The 20,886-nt window shown below is 34.9% G+C and carries 13 protein-coding genes; 8 read left to right on the forward strand and 5 right to left on the reverse strand.

Going from position 1 to position 20,886, the window contains the following annotated elements; genetic code table 11:
* From U9P79_10650 to U9P79_10670, 5 genes are all read left to right on the forward strand, one after another.
* On the forward strand, positions 1-638 hold a 638-nt coding region (locus U9P79_10650; protein MEA2105071.1), incomplete at its 5' end, for an Ig-like domain-containing protein.
* Positions 639-705: 67 nt separating this feature from the next.
* Positions 706-2,418: an ATPase, T2SS/T4P/T4SS family gene (locus U9P79_10655; GenBank protein ID MEA2105072.1), complete on the forward strand. Its 1,713-nt coding sequence runs from the start codon at positions 706-708 to the stop codon at positions 2,416-2,418.
* A 27-nt stretch (positions 2,419-2,445) separates the two neighbouring features.
* The gene (locus U9P79_10660) at positions 2,446-3,699 is read left to right on the forward strand and encodes a type II secretion system F family protein (GenBank protein ID MEA2105073.1); all 1,254 of its coding nucleotides are present in this window, start codon (positions 2,446-2,448) and stop codon (positions 3,697-3,699) included.
* Positions 3,700-3,786: 87 nt separating this feature from the next.
* A complete protein-coding gene (locus U9P79_10665) occupies positions 3,787-4,557 on the forward strand; it encodes a prepilin peptidase (GenBank protein MEA2105074.1) in 771 nt (256 codons plus the stop codon).
* Positions 4,558-4,960: 403 nt separating this feature from the next.
* Entirely contained in the window at positions 4,961-10,501 is a 5,541-nt protein-coding gene (locus tag U9P79_10670) for a protein kinase (protein MEA2105075.1), read from the forward strand.
* A 73-nt stretch (positions 10,502-10,574) separates the two neighbouring features.
* Here U9P79_10670 and U9P79_10675 read toward each other — a convergent pair whose 3' ends face one another.
* Positions 10,575-11,372 carry a DUF3147 family protein gene (locus U9P79_10675; GenBank protein ID MEA2105076.1) on the reverse strand — a complete coding sequence of 266 codons (798 nt, stop codon included), beginning with the start codon at positions 11,370-11,372 and terminating at the stop codon, positions 10,575-10,577.
* 335 nt (positions 11,373-11,707) lie between these two features.
* The gene (locus tag U9P79_10680) at positions 11,708-13,354 is read right to left on the reverse strand and encodes an AMP-binding protein (GenBank protein MEA2105077.1); all 1,647 of its coding nucleotides are present in this window, start codon (positions 13,352-13,354) and stop codon (positions 11,708-11,710) included.
* A 215-nt stretch (positions 13,355-13,569) separates the two neighbouring features.
* Here U9P79_10680 and folE2 point away from each other — a divergent pair, with 215 nt between their 5' ends.
* From folE2 to U9P79_10695, 3 genes are all read left to right on the forward strand, one after another.
* Complete coding sequence (gene folE2 / locus U9P79_10685) at positions 13,570-14,334, forward strand: GTP cyclohydrolase FolE2 (protein MEA2105078.1); 765 nt, start codon at positions 13,570-13,572, stop codon at positions 14,332-14,334.
* A gap of 60 nt (positions 14,335-14,394) precedes the next feature.
* Positions 14,395-15,162, forward strand: coding sequence for a Nif3-like dinuclear metal center hexameric protein (locus U9P79_10690; protein MEA2105079.1), 768 nt, complete (start codon positions 14,395-14,397; stop codon positions 15,160-15,162).
* Between the two features lie 112 nt (positions 15,163-15,274).
* Positions 15,275-16,705 (forward strand): sodium/solute symporter, encoded by a 1,431-nt coding sequence (locus U9P79_10695; GenBank protein ID MEA2105080.1) that lies wholly within the window; start codon positions 15,275-15,277, stop codon positions 16,703-16,705.
* Positions 16,706-17,242: 537 nt separating this feature from the next.
* On the opposite strand, the gene U9P79_10700 is transcribed toward U9P79_10695, so the two are convergent.
* The 3 genes from U9P79_10700 to U9P79_10710 all read right to left on the reverse strand — a co-directional run bounded on the left by U9P79_10700 (position 17,243) and on the right by U9P79_10710 (position 20,878).
* Positions 17,243-20,296, reverse strand: coding sequence for a C10 family peptidase (locus U9P79_10700; GenBank protein MEA2105081.1), 3,054 nt, complete (start codon positions 20,294-20,296; stop codon positions 17,243-17,245).
* Positions 20,297-20,448: 152 nt separating this feature from the next.
* Positions 20,449-20,712 (reverse strand): S4 domain-containing protein, encoded by a 264-nt coding sequence (locus tag U9P79_10705; GenBank protein MEA2105082.1) that lies wholly within the window; start codon positions 20,710-20,712, stop codon positions 20,449-20,451.
* Positions 20,699-20,878 (reverse strand): hypothetical protein, encoded by a 180-nt coding sequence (locus U9P79_10710; GenBank protein ID MEA2105083.1) that lies wholly within the window; start codon positions 20,876-20,878, stop codon positions 20,699-20,701. Before U9P79_10710 ends, U9P79_10705 begins: the two co-directional genes overlap by 14 nt.
* Positions 20,879-20,886: the final 8 nt, after the last annotated feature.

Here is a 20,886-nt window from a genome sequence, read left to right on the forward strand (position 1 = left end):
AAGTACAGGTTGCAGCACTTCTAAATGATTGTTATGGCAATCCGGTTTCAAACGGAACTGCTGTTTATTTCTCTCTTGTAGCTGATTCACCCTGGGTTTCCATTGAAGGTAGTGCTACTGTGGGTAATGAAAACACAAACGGTGATTCTTTATTAGGGACAGCATTCACATTTTTAACCTATGAAGGCTCCCATACAAATGATACTGTTGTTATATCCGTAGAAGTTAGTGATTTTACAGATACAGATGAAGTAATTCTCCCAATTCAATTCCCGGTAATTGATATGGTTCCAGTACCTATGCACGTAGAATGGTTAGTGGGTAGTGATGAAAACCCCCGTTATGTAGAAATTTGGGTAACTGTAAAAGATGGACAGAATAATCCAATAAGCAACCAAGAGATTGTGTTTTCTTCTGACTTAGGTACTCCGGGTTATGGAGCTCCATACAATTTTCAGACATCTTATACCGGTTTGACAGATCAAGACGGTTTTTTATCACAGGATTATCAATTTGAATATTACGAATGCCCACCTTCCGTCCCCCCTCCAGGAATTAAAACTCCAACCATAAATGCACAAATTCTTGGAACTCAAACTCAGAATAATGTAACGGTTATTTTAAGTAATTACCATTAATATATCCATTATTTTATAGAGATATACTGACTAATTAAACGGAGAATCTAATTAATAAGGAGACTTGATGTCATTTAATCCCCAATTTGCTCGTCTTGGTGAAATCTTAGTTCACAATGAAGTTGTATCTGAAAAACAAGTAAAAGAAGCATTAATAAAGCAGAATAAATATGGGCTCAAAATAGGTGAAACCCTAATAAAATTGGGCTATGTTAAAGAGAATGAACTGTTGAAAGCCCTAAGTCAACAGCTCGAATATGAAATTGTTCAGGAAGAAGATCTGCTGGATCTCGAATCTGATACGGTAAAATTGATCCCCGAGCCATTTGCCGTGGAAAACAGAGTGATTGCAATTAGCCAAAAAAACGGTTCGATTATCGTGGCAATGACTGATCCGGAAAATATTGTTCTGCAAGATAACCTGAAAAAAATTCTCGGCGGAAAAGCTGTAATCCCAATCTTAATTGGAGAAAGAACGATAACTGATGCTCTTGAACGTCATTATAAAAGCATCAGAACTACCTCCCAGATGGAAGCTGCTGTTAGCGATTTTTCTTTTGTGGCTATTGATGATGACGAGAATGAAATTACGATTGAAGCAAAAGATAAAGAGGATGCTCCGGCTGTAAAAATTCTTAATCTCATTATTACAGAAGCAATAAAATCCGGAGCAACAGATATTCATATCGAACCGCTTACGCAAAGAACAAGAGTTCGATTCCGTGTTGATGGTGCTTTGCGTGAAGTTTTGTCTCCACCGATTGGATTACATCCGAGCATTATCTCACTTGTGAAAGTTATGTCAAAATTAAATATCGCAGAACGACGATTACCTCAAGATGGTCACATTTCCCTTCGCACATCAATCAAAAGCGTTGATGTCCGTGTTTCTATTACTCCGACGGTTCTCGGTGAAAAAGTTGTGATGAGATTACTCGATAAGGGTGAATTTGGGTTTACATTGAACACTTTGGGTTTCCTTGAAGATAATTTCAAAATATTTAAGAGGATGATTGCAAGACCTTACGGAATTATGGTTGTATCAGGTCCTACCGGAAGCGGAAAATCAACCACTCTGCATGCAGCTTTGAAGACTATTAAGGATATTGAAACAAATATTGTAACAGTTGAAGACCCCGTTGAATATCGGCTTGACGGCATTTCACAAATCGAGGCAAATCCAAAAATTGGATTGACTTTTTCAAATGCGCTTCGCTCTGTGCTCAGGCAGGATCCGGATATAGTTCTTATTGGTGAGATTCGGGATGAAGAAACCGCAGATATTGCAATTAAATTTTCATTAACGGGGCATCTTGTCTTTACAACCTTGCATGCAAACGATGCTCCTTCAACAATTACCCGATTGATTGATATTGGTATCCCAGCCTATCTTGTTGCTTCTTCTTTGAATCTCGTCATGGCTCAGCGACTTATGAGAAAAATATGCCCGAAATGTAAAACTGATTATCAACCGACGGAAAAGGAATTGTTTACAGCTGGAATTTCTCGTGAAGATGCGAAAGAGATAAATTTTAAAATTGGGACCGGCTGTGTCCATTGTGATAATACAGGTTATTCAGGACGAACCGGAATTTTTGAGATATTGGAAATCACTGCGGAAATACGAAGGTTGATTTTTGAAGGAGCGCATCAGGATATGATTCGAGATACTGCCATTAAAAATGGGATGGCTCTGTTGCATGAAACAGCGTTGCACAAAATGAAACAAGGAATTACAAGTATTCAGGAAGTTAATAAAGTAACGGTTTCTGGTATATAGAGAGAAAAAATAGGATAAGGAATTTATATGGCTGTATTTGATTATATTGTAAAAGACGATAAAGGAATTAGGGTTGAAGGGTCAATAAAAACCTCTTCAATGGATGAGGCAATTGATAAGCTGACAAAAGAAGGAAATACGATAATTTCCGTCAAATCCGCTGATGAAGGTGCTTTTAAAGGGAGATTGTCCCTATTTGATCGCCTGATTTTTGGTATTTATAAAATCAGAACAGGTGTGCGTTTAAGTGTTTTGGTTTTTTTTACAAGACAGCTTGCCACCATGTTCTCTGCCGGATTGACGCTTGAAAAATCAATTACGAATTTAGCAAAAGATGAAAAAAGCAAAAAATTCAGAAAAGTATTATTTAAACTGACAGAGGATATCAAGAAAGGCTTTAGTCTTTCCGAAGCTATGGATCAGCATCCGGGTGTTTTCAGTGCTTTATATGTTTCCTTGGTAAAAGCTGGAGAAGTGTCCGGTACTTTGCACACTGTTTTGGATGATCTCGCCATTTATCTTGAAAATATGCAGGATACTCGCAGAAAAGTATGGTCTGCTATGACTTATCCCATATTTATCCTTACATTTGTAGCTATTGTCGTTTGGGGGCTGTTCTATTTTGTCATTCCCATGTTTGCAAAAGTTTATGCGAATTTCCATGCAGATTTGCCGGGACCAACTTTAACAGCTATCGCTATCAGTAATGTTGTTAGTGCTAATTTGTTTTACACGGTTTTATTTTTATTAGCGTTTGCTATGATCTTTGTTTTATTTTATTTATCAGATAAAGGCAGATATTTTATTGATATGCTTCTTTTAAAAATTCCTGTGGTTGGAACAATGTTAGAATATTCCATAATGAGTAAATTTGCCAGAACTTTCAGCATTCTTATGTATGCCGGTATTCCTATTACCGAGGCATTGGAATTGGTAGAAAATGTTGTCCAAAATGCCGTAACAGAATCGGCTGTGCGGAAAGCGAGAATTATGATAAAAGAAGGATATACCGTGGCAGGTGCTTTCAAAAAAACGGGAGTATTTCCTTCTACAATTATCCAATTATTAGCCACAGGAGAAGAAAGCGGAGAACTGGATAAATTGATCAGAAAAGCTGCTGAATATTATGAAAAATTACTCAACTCGATAATTAACAGACTTACCTCTCTGATTGAACCTATTTTAGTAATTATTATGGCTGTCCTCGTTGGTTCAATAATTATTGTTACCTACTTACCTGTTTTCAAACTTGGTATGGCTATCAATGCCGGAACAAGATAATTTAAACATTTTAATAGCCTTCGGATTATTTAATAGTTCGGAGGCTTTTTTTTTGTGTTATCGTTTCCCATATCTAAAATTTTACAAATGACACCACTATTCGTGATTTATTTTTTTATATTTATTATTGGGGCTGGTATCGGAAGTTTTTTAAATGTCTGCATTTCTAGAATTCCCAATAAAAAATCTATTGTGTTTCCTCCGTCAATTTGTGCGAATTGTGGGAAGAAAGTAAAACCATATGATAATATTCCAATTATTAGTTATTTAATATTAAGAGGGAAATGCAGATTCTGTTCGGAAAAAATTCCAATCCATCATTTTATTGTAGAAATAGTTACCCCACTTCTTTATATTCTTATTTTCACATTGTGTGATAACCAATTTTCATTCCTCTTTTTTAAATACATTTTTTTTATTTCGGTTTGTATAATTATTTTTTTTATTGATTTCAAACACAAGATCATCCCCAATATATTAACCTTACCCTTGATAGTAATCGGATTTGGGTTGGTTTTTTTTAAAAATAATGATGTTTCTTATATTTCTTCGTTAATTGGTGCGGGTTTTGGATTTTTACTTTTTTGGGGATTGGCAGTTTTGTTTTATCGTGTTACAAACAAAGAGGGGCTTGGTGGTGGAGATATCAAATTGATCACAGCAATCGGGGCTTTTATCGGATTTTACGGAACTTTGTTTGTGATTTTGTCTTCTTCATTTCTGGCTATCATAATCATTGTTATTTTTCAACGAGATAAAAGTAAATATTTTCCTTATGGTCCTTTTTTGGTGTTAGCCTCAATGCTATATGTTTTTTTCGGCAAAAATTTAATAGAATATTATTTGTATTTTTTCTGAAGACAAACCTCAAAATTTCCACGTTGTGCTGAAAAAAAATAAACAATCCTTAAACCCCGAAACCTTACGTATGGTGGGATAACAACCATCTGCACGGTGCTTAAAAAATGGTAATTTACGGATGCATACTTCTTGGAAAGAAACAGACAAAAACAGAGAGGAAAAACCTCCAAAAGATAAAGAAATATTTTGCAGTTGATTTTTTATCAGTGCTCTCAGTGGTTAATCTTTCTGCTTTAACCTTTAGTCTTTGGTCTTTTATATGTGCTCTTATTGATGAAAAAACTATCGCAAAAAAAACAGAGAGATGCCCATTAATTGTCTGATAAGTTTGACAGATATTTCAGTTCATAAATATGATTACTAATTTTTGTGTTAGATTAAAATTATATATGGAGTCAAAATGAGTATAAAAGCATTACATTATAAAGTAATAGAAAAAATTCAAGAGGGGCAAATTTCTACGGTTTATAAAGTGAAGGATGTAGCAACCGACGAATTACTGGCATTGAAAATATTCACTCATGTAGAAATAGAAGATATAAAAATAAGTTTAAATCCGGATGTTATGTTTGAAATTACCCGTATATCCCATCCCAACTTGATCAGTGTATATGATTATGGTATTTATAACGATCAATTTTATCTTCTTTCTGAATTTGGCTATAGTCAGTCACTATGTAATTTTGAATTGACCCAACACACCCAAAAGGATTTTCTGGATATTGCGGTGCAGATTTGTTATGCTCTGGATTATCTACATAAAAATCATCTACTCCATAAGGATCTCAAGTTGGAAAACGCCCTTTATAGATGGGATGATTATAATAATGTTGTTGTGAAAGTATGTGATTTTGGTTTCAATAAAATCATCTCCACTGAAGAAACATATACCGAAGTAGAAAAGACCAATTTGCCTTATTGTGCTCCTGAAGTTCTTCAAAAGGCAGAATACTCAAAAAAAAGTGATTTTTATTCTTTGGGAATATTATTGTATAGGTTAGCTGTAGGGAATTTTCCTTTTACACAAGAAGAAATTAAGAAAATATCCCGAGGAGAAATTGCTAATATTATTCCGCAATTCCCCCAAACCGAGCAAATAGGGCTTGATAAAGCCATGCAGGAATTGATCTCCAATTTGATTTTCTTTAATAAGGAAGCACGACCAGATAGCAGTAGAGAAATAATTGAGTTTATCAATCGAAATTATCAGACGAATTATAGTGTTATTCAAGATGGTTATTTGTTAAAGCAAATAGAGTCTCGTTATTTCAAGATTCGTACAAGTGATATTGAACATTTTCAAAAATTTGTTGAGATAAATCTCGAAGAAAAGAAAGGGTCTTTGATATTATTTTCCGGTGATACCGGTGTAGGTAAAAGGCAAACTATGCAATATCTGAAATGGTTTTTGCTCTCCAGCAACAGTTATGTGATTTATTATAATTGTAACGAAATTCATCGTGATCCTTTCTTTATGCTCACTAAGGAGATATTTCTTACAAAAGAGCAACAGGGGAAAAATATTTTTTTGCAGGACAGTTCGGATAGGTTGAAAAAATTTCTCTTCGATTCAGAATCTGCTGCCTTAGAGGTTGAAGAAGATGAGAAAAGTCTTAAAAAGGATTTTCGTCTTGTAAAAGAGTATCTTTACAATTATTCGAAAGAAAAGCCCATATTTTTCTTTATTAGCAATATTCTTAAAATAAGTCAAGAAACTGTGGACTTTATCAAATATTTATCTGAGGATATTTCTGAGCATAACATGTTAATAGCATTCAGTTCTCCTGAAGAAGATATGTTTCAGGATATAAATAATCTGACAAAAATTCCCATAAAATTTTTAACAAATACTGAAACGAATATTTTTATTAAGGAATTGCTTGATGCGGATGTATCACAAGAATTGGGTGATGAGTTATTTTATTATTCAAACGGGAATCAACTAATTATTAAGCAGATTCTAATTCAATTGCTAAGGAAAGGTGTAATAAAGCAAGTAAATTCACAATGGCGTCTGAAAAATGATGTGCAAGAAATTGAAATACCTGATTTTGTAAAATCAATAATTAAAAGTAAAATTGAAAAAATAGCAGCAGAAGATATACAAAATTTATCACGATTGGCAATTTTGCAAACTCCGATATCAAAAGAGCTAATAAAATACATTTTGAAATTTAAGAGCAAAAAGCAAGTTTTTTTCTTTATTGAAAGGTGTAAACAAAATAATATCCTGGTGCTTCACGAAAAATATTTTAAAGAAGGGTATTACAAATTTATTTATCCCTGGGTAAAGGAAAAACTTGCTGAAAACGTATCAGCAAATGAAAAAAAGAAAATATCTGAGGATGTCGTAAATTACTTTTATGATAAGCGACTTGATGATCCCGCTATTATGAATAGTATCATTGAGCATTGCCTTATAGCGGGTAATGATAAGGCTTTGGTTGATTATAAATTGATAATAATAAATCATCACATTGAGCGAAGGGATTTTATTTCTGCTTGGCAACTAAGCCATGATATGATGCCGTTGATTTCTGAACTTAGAGATAGTTTGACCAAAGAAAAATTGGTGAACTATTTAACAATTTATTTACATCTTTCAGGAATTATAGAAAAATACAAGCCAAAGGAATTCAAAGGATTTTATGATTTGATCCAAAAAGATTTCAATTTGTTAATTTTAGACGCAGAGCAGTTTTATAATATGGACTATATAGAAGCACATTCAATTCTCAAAAAAGCAGAAAAGATTGCTGATCCCTCCGAATTTACCCAAATACAACTTGCCTATTTAAAATTGTATCAAAAATTTGATAAGGTAGATGATGCCAAAAAAATCTTTAACTCTATAGATATTTCTACATTTAATAATATAGAAAAAGCAGAATATACTTATCATAAAGGTTCGATCCAGTATTTAAGTTCTGACTTTAAAGCCTCTATTGAATCTTTGTTTCAAGCAATTGAGGAAGCGAAAAGGGAAAGGGAAAATGTGAAAAGTTCTTCTTCACATTTCACATCTAAAATCTACCCTAATGATTTACTATTTGCCTTTCATTCTTCCCCTTTATTTATCTTATCTCAAATATATGCAAAATTAGCAGATGTTTATAATATGACTAATAAAGTTGTAAAAGCAAATGAATATTATTTGAAATCAATTGAAAATTCCATCAAATCAGGTAACACCTTAACGCTTGCGGGAGCGTATTGCGAGTGGGCTTTGATGCTAAATAAAACCGGAGAATTGGATAAAGCCATAAGAAAATTGCATAATTCAAAATATCATTATAATGAGATACAAAACAAACAGGGCCTTGCAAATGTCAATTTGCAAATAGCCCAAATAAACTTTAAAATGGGAGAATTCCAAGAATCTAATAAATATTTTGAATACGCCTTACAATTATCAATAGAAACCGGAGATAAAGAATTTATAAAAAAAATAAAAGAGAAGTATTCATTTCTTTATTTTAAAATATCCTTTCCTTATCAATTTCATAAATATCTTATGGATAATTATCTGGAGTATTTTGAGGAAGATTCGATTTTACAAATAAATTCTTTCATAAAAAATTACATATTCTCATTAGAATGGTATGGAGATTCAAAAAAAACTTCCGAGATGTTGAAATCAATTAAAAAGCATAAAGTGGATTGCACTTTAGAAGAAGAATTTATTCTGCAAACTGAAGGTTTTATTGCAAAGACAGCTGGAAACTATCCTGAAGCTGAGAGATTATTTAAGAAAGCTCTTAGTATTGCAACTGAAAATAAAAATAACTATGCAGTTATGATTGAACATTTCAACATTGCCGAAACTTTGTATAAACTCGGGAAATTGAAACAAGCTCAGATACAATGCAAATTCGGTAGGGCAATTGCAGAGAAAAATAGTTTTAATCGCTGGATAAATTTTGCCGGATTCGTAGATGCGGAGATAGGATTAAAAAATAAGGATATTAATTTGCGAATTGTAATTAGAACGTTACGCAAATGCCTCCAAGTTTCTAAGGAAATGAAAGATTGGATGATTAGTCTCAAAGCTCTGGCTTTAATCATTTTTGCATACAGATCTTTTAAAAGTCCCAGAAAAGAAATGCAATATAGAAATGAGTTTGATAAACTTCTTGAACTTGCTTTACAAAATCTCAATGAGACGGATCAGGAACTTCTTAAAGAGCATTTCCTTGTTAAATATGTGGAAGGTGAAGAGAAAATTGACAAATTTATTGAACCGCGTGTGAATCCTTCTGCATATGTTATACAGCATAGGTTTTTCGATTTACTCCAGCATACGGATTTGAAGCAGATCAAATTCAATATCAAAAGGATGATTGCTAACTATTTGGGAGCACATAAATTTGAAATTTCTGTTTTTGATGAAAAAACACGGAAGAGAAGGATTTGGTTTGATGGTGGATTTGACAGTTTTAAGAAATATCATGAAGCTAAGATTGATCTTGCTAAGAAAAGTCAGCAGACTCAGTATTATAAATTCAATAACGTCCACTATTGCCACACCCCACTTTTTCTGAAGAATGAACTAATAGGAATTCTTTCATTATGTGATGATGCCGAGATGCATTTTAAATATGCAGAGAAAAAGCGTATTAAGATATCCAGTTTTTATCTCGCTGTAATCCTAAAAAAAATGGATGAATTTCAGCTGGTATTAAAGCAAAGAGAACAAGTTACAAACTTATTGAGTATCAGCCGAGATATTCTTCAGATAATGGATTTGGATATAATGAAAAACCGTATAACTGAAAATGCCATTCAGTTAACAGCTGCGGAAAAGGGATTTTTTCTTTCGGTGGACGAAAATGAAAATTTTATTTTTGATGTCGGTTTGTTGAAAAATGGGGATAAGATAGAGAAAAGACATTTCGAAATAAAAACGGATATTATCCGTGAAGTCTATCAACTGGTTCTTTCCAAATCGGACTCCACTTTCACACCTGATCAACTATATTTTTCCATTAGGGAAGGGGATAGGACCATTTCGATTTTTTGTGCACCTTTAAGCGTTAACAATAAATTGTTTGGTTTTGTATATCTCGAAGGTAGTTATGGAGATATCAGAAATATTGAGTTCAAATTATTGGAAATATTCGCACTGATGTCCGAAAATGCAATAAAAAACTGCATTGATTATGAAAAATTGCAAGATGCCAATGAAAAGTTGCTCGAGATTGATTATGAACGTGCTCAATTTATCAACATTTCGTCTCATGAATTTAATACTCCAGTACAAATTCTGAAAGGATACATAAAGATATTGAAAGATAAAAATTCATCGGAAAAATTAAAAGAAAATTCAATTCGCATAATGGAGAATAATATTAACAGATTATCATATAGTTTGAATAATGTCTTACAGATGAATGCCCTGGGAAAAACAGATTTTCTAATTAATCAAGAAGTTTTGGATGTAAAAGATTTGTTAGAAATTGTTTACGATGAGATGGGAGCAGGTGCAGAATCAAGAAAGCAAAAGCTGATTTTGGAATTGCCGGCTGATTTGCGACCGATAAAAGCAGAAAGAATTAGCCTTTTGAACGCAATTAAAAATTTAGTGCTGAATTCTATCAGATTTACAGAGGATTATGGGGAGATTACGATCGGCGCCCGAAGATCAAGATTCAAAAAAGAAGAAGTAAATAATATTAAAACTACAATTATTTATGTGAAAGATAATGGACTCGGTATTCCATCCTATGAACTTGATAATATTTTTAAAGAATTTTATGAAGTTGCTGATATTAAGGCACATCACTCCGGTATTATGGAGTTCAAATCCGCAGGACTCGGGCTGGGACTTCCGCTTACAAAATCCATTATTGAAATGTTTGGAGGAAAAATTTGGGTTAAAAGTATAAAGGGTGAAGGTTCTACTTTTTATATTGCTTTACCTGAAGTTGAAAGTAAGGAATAAAGTATCGGATTAGCGGTAAAAGAGAATATTTGGAATAAAACTATGTCTGAAAAATTTCATTTCCCCCAAAATCCTACAACATCTTCTTCCTTACAAACAAAAAAACAAAATAGCTGCATAAAATAGAAATTGCAAAAGAAACCAGAGTCCCACCGATCAGCCCGAAAGGGATAATGGCAAAACGCAATGTCGCTGCAAAAGCCACCACATTTGCCGGTGCACTGATCATCAATATTTTCATCACAGCCATCGAAAACGATTTGCCGTGGGCTAAGTAAGTTATTATCATTGTGGAAGTCATTACAGCCGGAAAACACGAAAACGCACCTCCGAGCAATGGCCCTCCAAATTTTGCAATAGTAACCGCCGAAGCAATGATCCCACCACTTATCAAACCTCGCATTATGAGCTGCAAAAAAGAGTATTTGATATTTCGTTTTTTTTGCGGAACGATGACCATCCTTTTTTCTGGAATATAATAGCAAATACTTACCAAAAAAATAAGGATAGGAAAACCGAGTAAAAAATTATCAAACTCTACCAAATACAATCCAAACACGAACATTAGCCAGCTGAACATAGCTCCGCTAACAGCAAGCAAAAAACTTTTTGGGAGGAGAAGTATATAAATCAGAACGAATACTGCATTCATCCCCATAATTATCGGAACTATCGCAGTTGCTTCACGGACAACGTAAACATTTTGAGTCCAGCCAATAAAGAAAAATGAGATCAATACCGTGGTGGGTAAACCGGCAAGAACTCCACCCACTTTTGTCCCGAATTTTTCAGCGACAATAGTGGAGGTGGTTATCCAGATACTTCCGGCAAGAAAACTCAAAATGAGTTTTGGAATGAATAAATTTATCACAAGTTATTATTTCATAAAGATTTATTTCATTTTTCAACACGAGCTGCTACCAACAATTTTGTCAGAGGATATCCGCCAGCTGCGGACAAACCTGTGTCAGTGATAAAAAACAAGGCTATATTATTTTTCCTATTTAGAGTCTATCCGTAAACTCGCATATCAAGTAAAATATATTCTTCATCCTTTTTACAACTCATCCCCTAACCCCTTCTCTTCAAAGAGAAGGGGAACTTTTGTCTCCCTCTCCTCGATAGGAGAGGGTCGGGGTGAGGTCGAAAAATCATACTTTACGGATGGACTCTAATTAGTGCCTGTCCGTAAATTCCGGATGGAAATTATTTATTATACAAAAACCGCTTAACTTTTTTTGTAGGAGTTTTTTCAAATTCTTCAGGGAAGATTTCCAATTTTGAAATTTTGGAATATGCCGGCAGCATTTTATTGATTTTTGATAAATTTTTTTTCATTATTGATTCGAGTTCATTTTCTTCAATTTTTTTGGCATCCATTTTTTCAAAGTCTGGATAAATCAGGGCTATGAGTTTGTTTTCTTTTTTTACTAACAGGGATTCTTGCACACAATCAAGATTGTTCAGTTTAGATTCAATCTCTTCGGGAAAAATGTTTTGTCCAGAAGGACCGAGGATCATGCTTTTGCTTCTTCCCTTTATGTAAATATAATTGTCAGCATCAATTAAACCAAGATCACCCGTATGCAACCAGCCGTCTTCAAAGCATTCTGAAGTAATTTTTTCTTCTTTATAATATCCTTGCATCAAATTTTCGCCTTTCACCATTATTTCTCCTACGATATTTGCAGAATCTTCCGAATCTATCTTTGCCTGCATAGTGAAAACCGTTTCTCCTACGGATTTTGATTTGTGGTTTTCCCAGTTAGCGTAACTGATAAGCGGGGCGCATTCTGTCATTCCGTAACCGATGGTGAAAGGAAATTTGATTTTCTTAAAAAATGTCTCTACTTCATCATTTAGAGGAGCACCGCCAATAACGATTTCACGAAAATTTCCTCCAAAAACAGTTACGAGTTTTTTGCGTATTTTTGTGTAAATGGCATTTTTTATTCCGGGCAAACCGAGTAAAACCTTCATCAAGGCTTTGCTTATTGTGGGCTTTATCTGTTTGTTATATATTTTTTCGATGATCAGGGGAACGGAAAGGATCAGGCGAGGTTTCACTTCACCAAAGGCTTTCAAAATTATTCTCGGAGATGGAATTTTATTAAGGAAAGTTATATGACAACCGGAGCAAAAGGGAAAGAGGAATTCAAACGTACAACCAAAAGTATGTGCAATTGGTAAAAATGAAAGAATCGTATCACCTGGTTCCAACTTCATTTTTTCTTGAGCATAAACAACATTTGCTGCAAAATTATTATTTGTCAGCATAACTCCTTTGGAAAATCCGGTTGTGCCGGAAGTATAAATGATTCCGTGTAAATCATTGTTGGAAATTTTTGAAAAAGTGATTTTATTTTCATTTTTTTCTGCGTTTTGCTGCCTAAATTCATCCATATCGGATTTGAATTTATCTTTCAGATTTTTTTTGGGTGAATAGAGGAGAGATAAATTTTCCAGAGAGAAGATTGCGATAATTTCCTTAAGATTTTCACAATTCAGGTTTTCGTAAATATCTTCCAAAGCAAACAGAAGGACAGAATCAGAATGATTTACGATGTGATGGACATCAGAAGCGTGAAAGTCCGGCAGAATGGGAACTATGACAGCTCCGTAACTAACTGTGGCAAGATAAACGATTGCCCAATTGACTGAATTTTTCCCGAGAAGGGCAATTTTGTCTCCCTTTTTTACACTCAATTTTCTAAATATGTAGTGCATTTTCAAAATTTCACGGGAGATATCACCATAGGTTAGAGCCTCTCCTTTATAATCGGAAAAAGCAGGTAAATCCCAATTGCTGTTAATGCTCGATTCAAGCATCTTTACAAAGTTTTCTTTCATCATAATTTCACCTCTTTAGTTACTTGCGGTTATTCCAGCGGTTAATAATTATTTCGTTTTGAAATATAAGTCCGATAAATATTTTTGTTAAAATTTGTCAAACATTACAAATTTTAATATGCTGAAATTATGTCAAAAATGGGAAGAAGGGCAAGTTACCTTTCTCTCATTCTCTTTTTTCTTGACGAAATCAGCTCCTATTCAAGTAAAAGTAATATATGAAAGACATTCAAAATCAAAAAGATACTCGAAATATTTTCATCAACAAAGTTGGTGTTAAAGATTTGAAATATCCTGTTGTGCTCGAAGATCGGGAAAATGGCAAACAGCACACCGTTGCAAATGTGAACATGTTTGTGGAACTTCCTCGGCATTATCGTGGTACCCATATGAGCCGATTTGTAGAGATTTTGAATAACTATCATCGAGAAACTATCATTGATAATTTGGAAAATTTGCTTCTGGAAATGAAGAGAAAATTAGATGCAAAAGTCGCCTATATAGAATTTGAATTTCCCTATTTTATCACGAAAAAAGCACCAGTGAGCAAGAAAATTTCCCAGATGAGTTATCAATGCAAATTTGATGGATCTTACGGCGATGAATTTATTATGGAGATGGTCGTAAAAGTTCCTGTTCAGACTCTTTGCCCTTGTTCAAAAGAGATTAGTGATTTTGGTGCTCACAACCAAAGATCGTATGTAACGATTAGCGCCGTTTATAGCGAATTTATCTGGTTGGAAGAATTGATAGAAGTGGCAGAAAGATCCGGAAGTGCTGAATTATATTCATTGTTAAAACGAGAAGATGAAAAATACGTTACTGAAAAAGCATATCAAAATCCAAAATTTGTGGAAGATGTTGTCAGAAATATTTCCAGTGAATTGAAAGGCAATCCCAGAATAATTTCCTATAAAGTAGAAGCGGATAGCATGGAATCCATTCATAATCATAACGCTTATGCAATGGTAAAGTCCGATTAGAAATAATAAAGCGGAACACGTGTCCTCTCGTGTTGATTAAAAAAATGCAAAAGGAGAAAAATGTCTGAATTTAGAGATGAAATCGTAGAATTTTGTAACGATTTTTTAAAAGTTGATGATTTCAAAGATTATTGCAGAAATGGTCTGCAAGTTGAAGGAAAAACCAAAATAAAGAAAATTGTGATTGGAGTGAGCCTTTCGGAAAAGTTTATAAAATCTGCAATCTCCCAAAATGCTGATATGCTTATGGTTCATCACGGATTATTCTCCAATCAGTTTGGGAAACCGCCGAGGATAACAGGGATTTTGCGTAACCGTCTTAAATTGCTGATTGAGAATGATATTAATCTTTGCGGATATCATCTCCCGCTGGATGCAAATCCGAAAATCGGGAATAATATCAGCCTCTTAGAGATTTTAGGTTTAAAAAAAATCAAAGCGATTAGCACCGTAAGTTATGGTGAAATTGGATTCATCGGTAAAACAAAAGAACCGATTTCCTTTGAAGACTTTGTGGAAAAAGTAAATAATGAATTGCAAACCGATAGCTATTTTATTAAAGCAGGTTCTGATTTTGTGGAAAAAGTCGGCATCATTTCCGGGGGTGCTTCAAATAATTATGCAGATGCGATCACATCCGGAGCTGATACTTATCTTTGCGGAGAGATTCAAGAAAACGTCGTGAGAGAAGTAGAAGAAGCCGGAATTAATTTCATCAATGCCGGACATTACAACTCTGAAAAACTCGGAATAAAAAATCTGGGCAAATTAGTAGAAAAGAAATTTGACGTGTCCGTGGATTATATTGATATTCCTAATGTTGTGTAATTGTTTAATGAGCAACAAACAAAAGCGAACAAAAACACAGAAAATGTTATTTATTATTTTTTTCTGTGTTTTTTGTGTTAAATTAATTTAAGAAATTAGAAAGGGAAAAATTATGATTAAATATTTATTCTTTTTTGTTTATGCAGCAATTTTGCTGGGAATTGGTGTTTATGGAATGAAAAGGGCGAAAACTTTTGGAGACTTTTTTCTCGGTTCTCGTTCTATTGGTCCCTGGCTTTCGGCTTTTACGTATGGAACGGCATATTTCAGTGCGGTTTTATTGATTGGGTTTGCCGGAAAACTTGGCTGGGGATTTGGATTTTCATCATTATGGGTTGCCTTAGGGAACACTGTTGTCGGCACCCTTTTTGTCTGGCTAATAGTTGGTAAACGAATCCGCGCCGCTTCTCTTGAATTGGATGTTTACACAATGCCGGAATATTTGCACAAGCGTTATGATTCAAATTTTCTCAAAATATTTGGTGCTGTTGCTATTTTTATATTTTTGGTGCCGTATGCCGCCTCTGTTTTTTTGGGATTGAGTTATCTCTTTGAAATTGCATTTAAAATTAATTTCAACCTAATTCTTCTTGTTATGGCAGTTTTTACAGGACTTTATATGATTCTCGGTGGTTTTCGTTCAATTGCAATCGTAGATTTTATTCAGGGAATCGTGATGATCTTTGGCGTGGGAATGCTGGTTTATTTTGGTATTACGAAGGCAGGTGGATTTTCCGAAATAGTATCAAAATTGGATACTATTAATCCCAAACTTACCGGTTTGATTGGACCTCCCGGATTTTTTCCATTATTTTTCATTGTGATAATTACCAGCGTGGCTCCCTTTGCTATGCCGCAACTAATCCAGAAATTTTATTCCATCAAGGACGATCGTTCAATAAAAATCGGAGCAATAGTTTCTACGGTTTTTGCAGTAATTATTACCGGAGCAGCCTATTTTACCGGTTCACTTACACGCGTATTTATTAATGCAACAAAATATCCCGAAATTTTTACAAATGGCAGGCCGATGGTGGATAAACTTATTCCCATATTCATTCGTGATGTGATTCCCTCTGGCATTTCTTTTGTTATTCTATTGCTTGTTTTATCTGCTTCAATGTCCACACTTGCCTCTCTTATTTTTGTATCTGCTTCTGCAATCGTAAAAGATCTTTATCATGGATATAGCAAAAAAAATGTTTCGGATCGTAATTTGAATGTTCTAATGCGGTTTTTTTGCGGAGTATTTATAATTATTTCTGTGATATTTGCAGTTCTAAAACCAGCAATTATTCTCACACTTCTTCTCATTTCGTGGGGAGCAATTGCTGCTACATTTCTTGCCCCGTTCCTCTATGGACTTTATTGGAAAAGGGCAAATAAGTATGCTGCAAATATTAGTGCAGTTCTCGGTGTTGCAATTACAATGGTGCTTTTCCTGATTCTTCCGGCAAATAAAATTCCCCTTATCGCAACCTTAGGGATGGGAATCCCGTTAGTGGTTTTCCCGATAATTGTCTGGCTATCTCCGAAAATATGAAACGTCGTAAACGGCGTGGTGAAGCTCGTGCCTTTATTTTCCTATTTGCAGGATGTGTATTCATTGATCCTGCCTGTTTTCTGTTGGAGAAAAAAATAGTCTATCCGTCCACCGCAGTTATATCGCCCAAAACAAAATGGAAAAAATCCTTCGAAAAATGTTATGAAAACGAGGAATGAGAATGGCCCGGTCCTTTCACGGGTGTGAAAGAAAAATAAAAAGTAAAAGTATCCCAACTCTTCACGAATAAGAATGAACAATGAAAACAATAAAATAGCCCAGTCCTTCGAAAAATGTTATGAAGACGAGGAGTGAGAATAGCCCAGTCCTTTCATCGCTGTGAAAGAAAAATTAAAATTAAAAGTAGCCCAACTATTCACGAATAAGAATGAACAATGAAAACAATAAAATAGCCCAGTCCTTTAGGACTGGGAAATGAGAAAAAAGAAATAATCCACGCCGTTCACGGCGTTATACCAAAAAAAAAGACGGCAGTCAAATCATTGAGTGCCGTCTTTTTTATATTCAGATGAAGATTTATCTCATAAGGATCATTTTTTTAACGTCAGATTTGTAAGTATTGCTTTCGATTCTATAGAAATATATACCACTGGAAAGAGCATTTCCTGATTTGTCAGTAGCGTTCCAATCTACAGAATTTTGACTTCCAGCCTGAAGGTTATTGATCTGTGAAACTTGCTGTCCGAGGATGTTATATATTTTTAGAGTTGCATTATGGACATCAGCATTTTTCAAACTATAAGAAATTTTTGTACTATTTTGAACCGGATTTGGGAAGTTTTGAGCAATGCTATTTGTGAAATGAGCGGGAGGTTCATCACCGATAGCATATCCTCCGGAAATTAGCGAAAAACCGGTTCGTTCCAAATCAAAACGATACATTGAGTAAAGAATATTTTCTGTTCCAGCTGTTGTTTTATAGTCAACAATGTCCACATTGTAAGCAGAACCAAAAGCAATATCAAGATCACCATCTCCGTCAGCATCAATAATTGCAGGTGGAGACGCAATCTGATAACCAATATCTATTGGGAATTCCATAACAGGTTCACCATCAACACCAAAGCCGTATAAATAATTGTCTTTACTACCAAAGACGAAATCTTGTATTCCGTTGTTGTTTACATCAGCCACGATCGGAGTTGAATAAATTGCATCTCCAGTATCATTAGGCCAACCATCATGATCGTTTCCATAATAATCAATAAGATGCGCGGTTCCGTCTTGAGAGCCGATCATAAACCAAAGGTCTTGCACGGTTGATCCGCCGCTGAGATTGATGGCGAGAGGAGAACTGGTAAAGTTACCGGAAGTTTCTGCAAAATTCAGCAAATTTCCATTAGAGTTAATAAAAGCCAATCGTCCACCTGTATCGCCAACAAGAATGTAAGTTTCATCGCTAAATTCAATAATTGTTGGAGCACCTTGAACGGAACTGCTCAAGTTAATAGTCCATTCGACTTCAGCGTCTTTATTTATACAAGAGACATCGCCGGTAAGTGTGGCAGCAATAATTTCTTTATTTCCGTTACCATTAATATCTGCAACCGCCACTCCGGAATTCATATAAATAGTTCCGGAAATTGCAATTGGAAAGTTTGGAAAATCGTTTCCGGCTGAATCAATTACATACAATTGTCCGTTTGCCGATTGGAAAATAATTTCCTTGCTTCCATTCCCATCAATGTCTGCTACAGTGGGAGTTACCATGACATACATAGATGCTTGATATGTAAAAAGTTCATCTCCATTTGGTTCTAAGACAACAAGTTCATTACTATTCGATCCACAGATAATATTTTTTTCTCCATTGCCGTCAATATCTGAGATGGCAACCGAGCCTTTAATATTATTCTGGGTATCATATGGGAAACCTGTGTATTCGTTTCCTTCGATATCGAATCTGTGAATTTTGCCACTATTATCACCGAATACTACATCATAAGTTCCACTTCCGTCAAAGTCCACAAAAGCAGGGCTACCATTTACGCCACCAACAACGGTAACCGGCCAACCTACAAGGTCCATTGTAACATCAAGGGGAACAATTAGATCGGCAGAATATCCATCATTTGATTCTACATGCAAAGTTAAATCAATTGTGCATGCACCGGCACCTTGAACAACTTCAAGTTTGAATGGATCTGTGATATTTGTTTGGGCGGATCCGGCCGGAATGTCACTGTATGTTCCGATTGAATCTAAAATAATTACTCGGGGATCATTACATCTGAGACGGGCAACAATATCTGTGGCAGTAGAAAAACTGATTTTATTTTGGATAGAAATGCGAACATCAGCGGTTTCACCCGGATTGATACGTCCGTCATAATCACCGATAGTTTCGGAAGCGAAAATTTCTTTATAAGAAAGATAGGGGAGGAAACCACCGTTAATATGAATAATTCCAGCAGAGACACTTGTGAAACCCATAGGAATAATTCCGTCTGGCAAGTCATACCAACCGTCTGAACTACCACCCCAACCAAAATTGAGATGATATGTGTCAGCGGCGCTATTATAGCCATCAAGAACAATAGCATGGCCGGGATTCCCGTTAAGGCTTAAGTGAATGGGAAGTCCATCCATCATATCATCTTGGACATTGCTATAAAAATATGTGGAGCCACCGGATTGATAAAGAGCACTGTCATAATCAAATTTATACAAAAAAGCATTATCCACGTCAGATGAGTATGCGCCGGAGCCATCAGTAGAATAACACATTTCTACGGACACTCCTGCTGCAAAACCCAAAGCAGCAATAGATTGATCTGAAATGGGTTCATTTGTCATATATTCTTCACGCAGAAGGTCGAGATAAAGGTTTAGGTTAGGAAAATTTGGAAAATCCAAACTCTGGTAATCATTGTCAACATTACACCATTGGTTTCCTGTATAGGGTTGATAATTGTAATCATCACTATTATAGAATTCTGCATCACCTATAAATCTGTGATAATTAATTATTTGTATCATCGCGGTTGCAACACAACCCACATAAGATCTGCCACCTGTGTTTGGATCAAGAGGGCAATAAGCGTTATATGGAGCAGGATTTTGATTCCATTGAGTTTCTACCCAGCCGCCGGTTGTAGTAGTTCCTTCCGGGGGATAGATAGCGCGGTCTCTTGTGTTAAATTGAGCGGAATTTTTGGTTAAATAATCATTCCAAAGTTGATTGTTATCTGAAATTAGCTGTGAAGGAAATTGTTCAATGCCTTGAATATGCAAACTTAGTTCTTTTCTTAACCATTGAAAAGCAATATTTGAAGGGACATCTTCAGTAGAGAAATTATTCCTATATGAAATTCCGGCAATCGGGGTCAGATCTGTGTCTGTGCTTACGAGCACAAATCCTTGAGGGGTAAGGTGGAAAATAAAGCCAACTCGATTGTTCTCAATATTTAACAATTCTTCACAATTGTTGATAGAAAAATCAGTTTTGCCATCCAAACTTATTTTGAATTCAGCAACTTCTGTGGCAGCATTTTGGGTGATCGGACTTGCCAAAAGTCCGATATTCGCAAAAAGAAAAGCCACAATTAAGATTGGTATAATTCTTTTCATAATGTACTCCTTTGTACTTTTGTTTATTTTTTATTTAGTGATTTCAAAAACACATATTGCATAAAGCTTGTCAATTTTTATGATTTCAATTCTTATTTTCTGCAAATTTATTATGTGTTTTTCGCACGAGTCCTTTTTTAATAGTGTTTTATTTAATCGGGTTCCTGATTTCTTACTACCAATTTGTAATAATTTGTTGTTTGTGATTTTTGTATGTTTTTCGTTGGCATATCTGTTAGTTCAAACTCAATAATAAATCCATAAATTGCCACTCTTATTCTATCGCCGATTTGAACTAATTTTGAAGGTTTTGCAGTTGCTCCATTGATTTGAACGAGATTGTTATCGCACGCCTTTTTGGCAATTGAACGATGTTTAACAATGCAAAGCACGTCTAATAATTTATCTATTCTCATAATTATTCCTAATTAGTTTCCATCCGTAAACTACTATTTTATCAGTGGTTCCACCAGCTGGTGGATGATTCGACGCAGAAAAACACTGATTATGCTGATGAACGCTGATATTACACTTTTTACAAAAAAATTTTATCTTGCGAAAATCGGTTTTTTCAGTGCTCATCTGCGTCG

The sequence above is a fragment of the Candidatus Cloacimonadota bacterium genome (assembly GCA_034661015.1).
In the GTDB taxonomy this organism is placed as follows: domain Bacteria; phylum Cloacimonadota; class Cloacimonadia; order JGIOTU-2; family JGIOTU-2; genus JAYEKN01.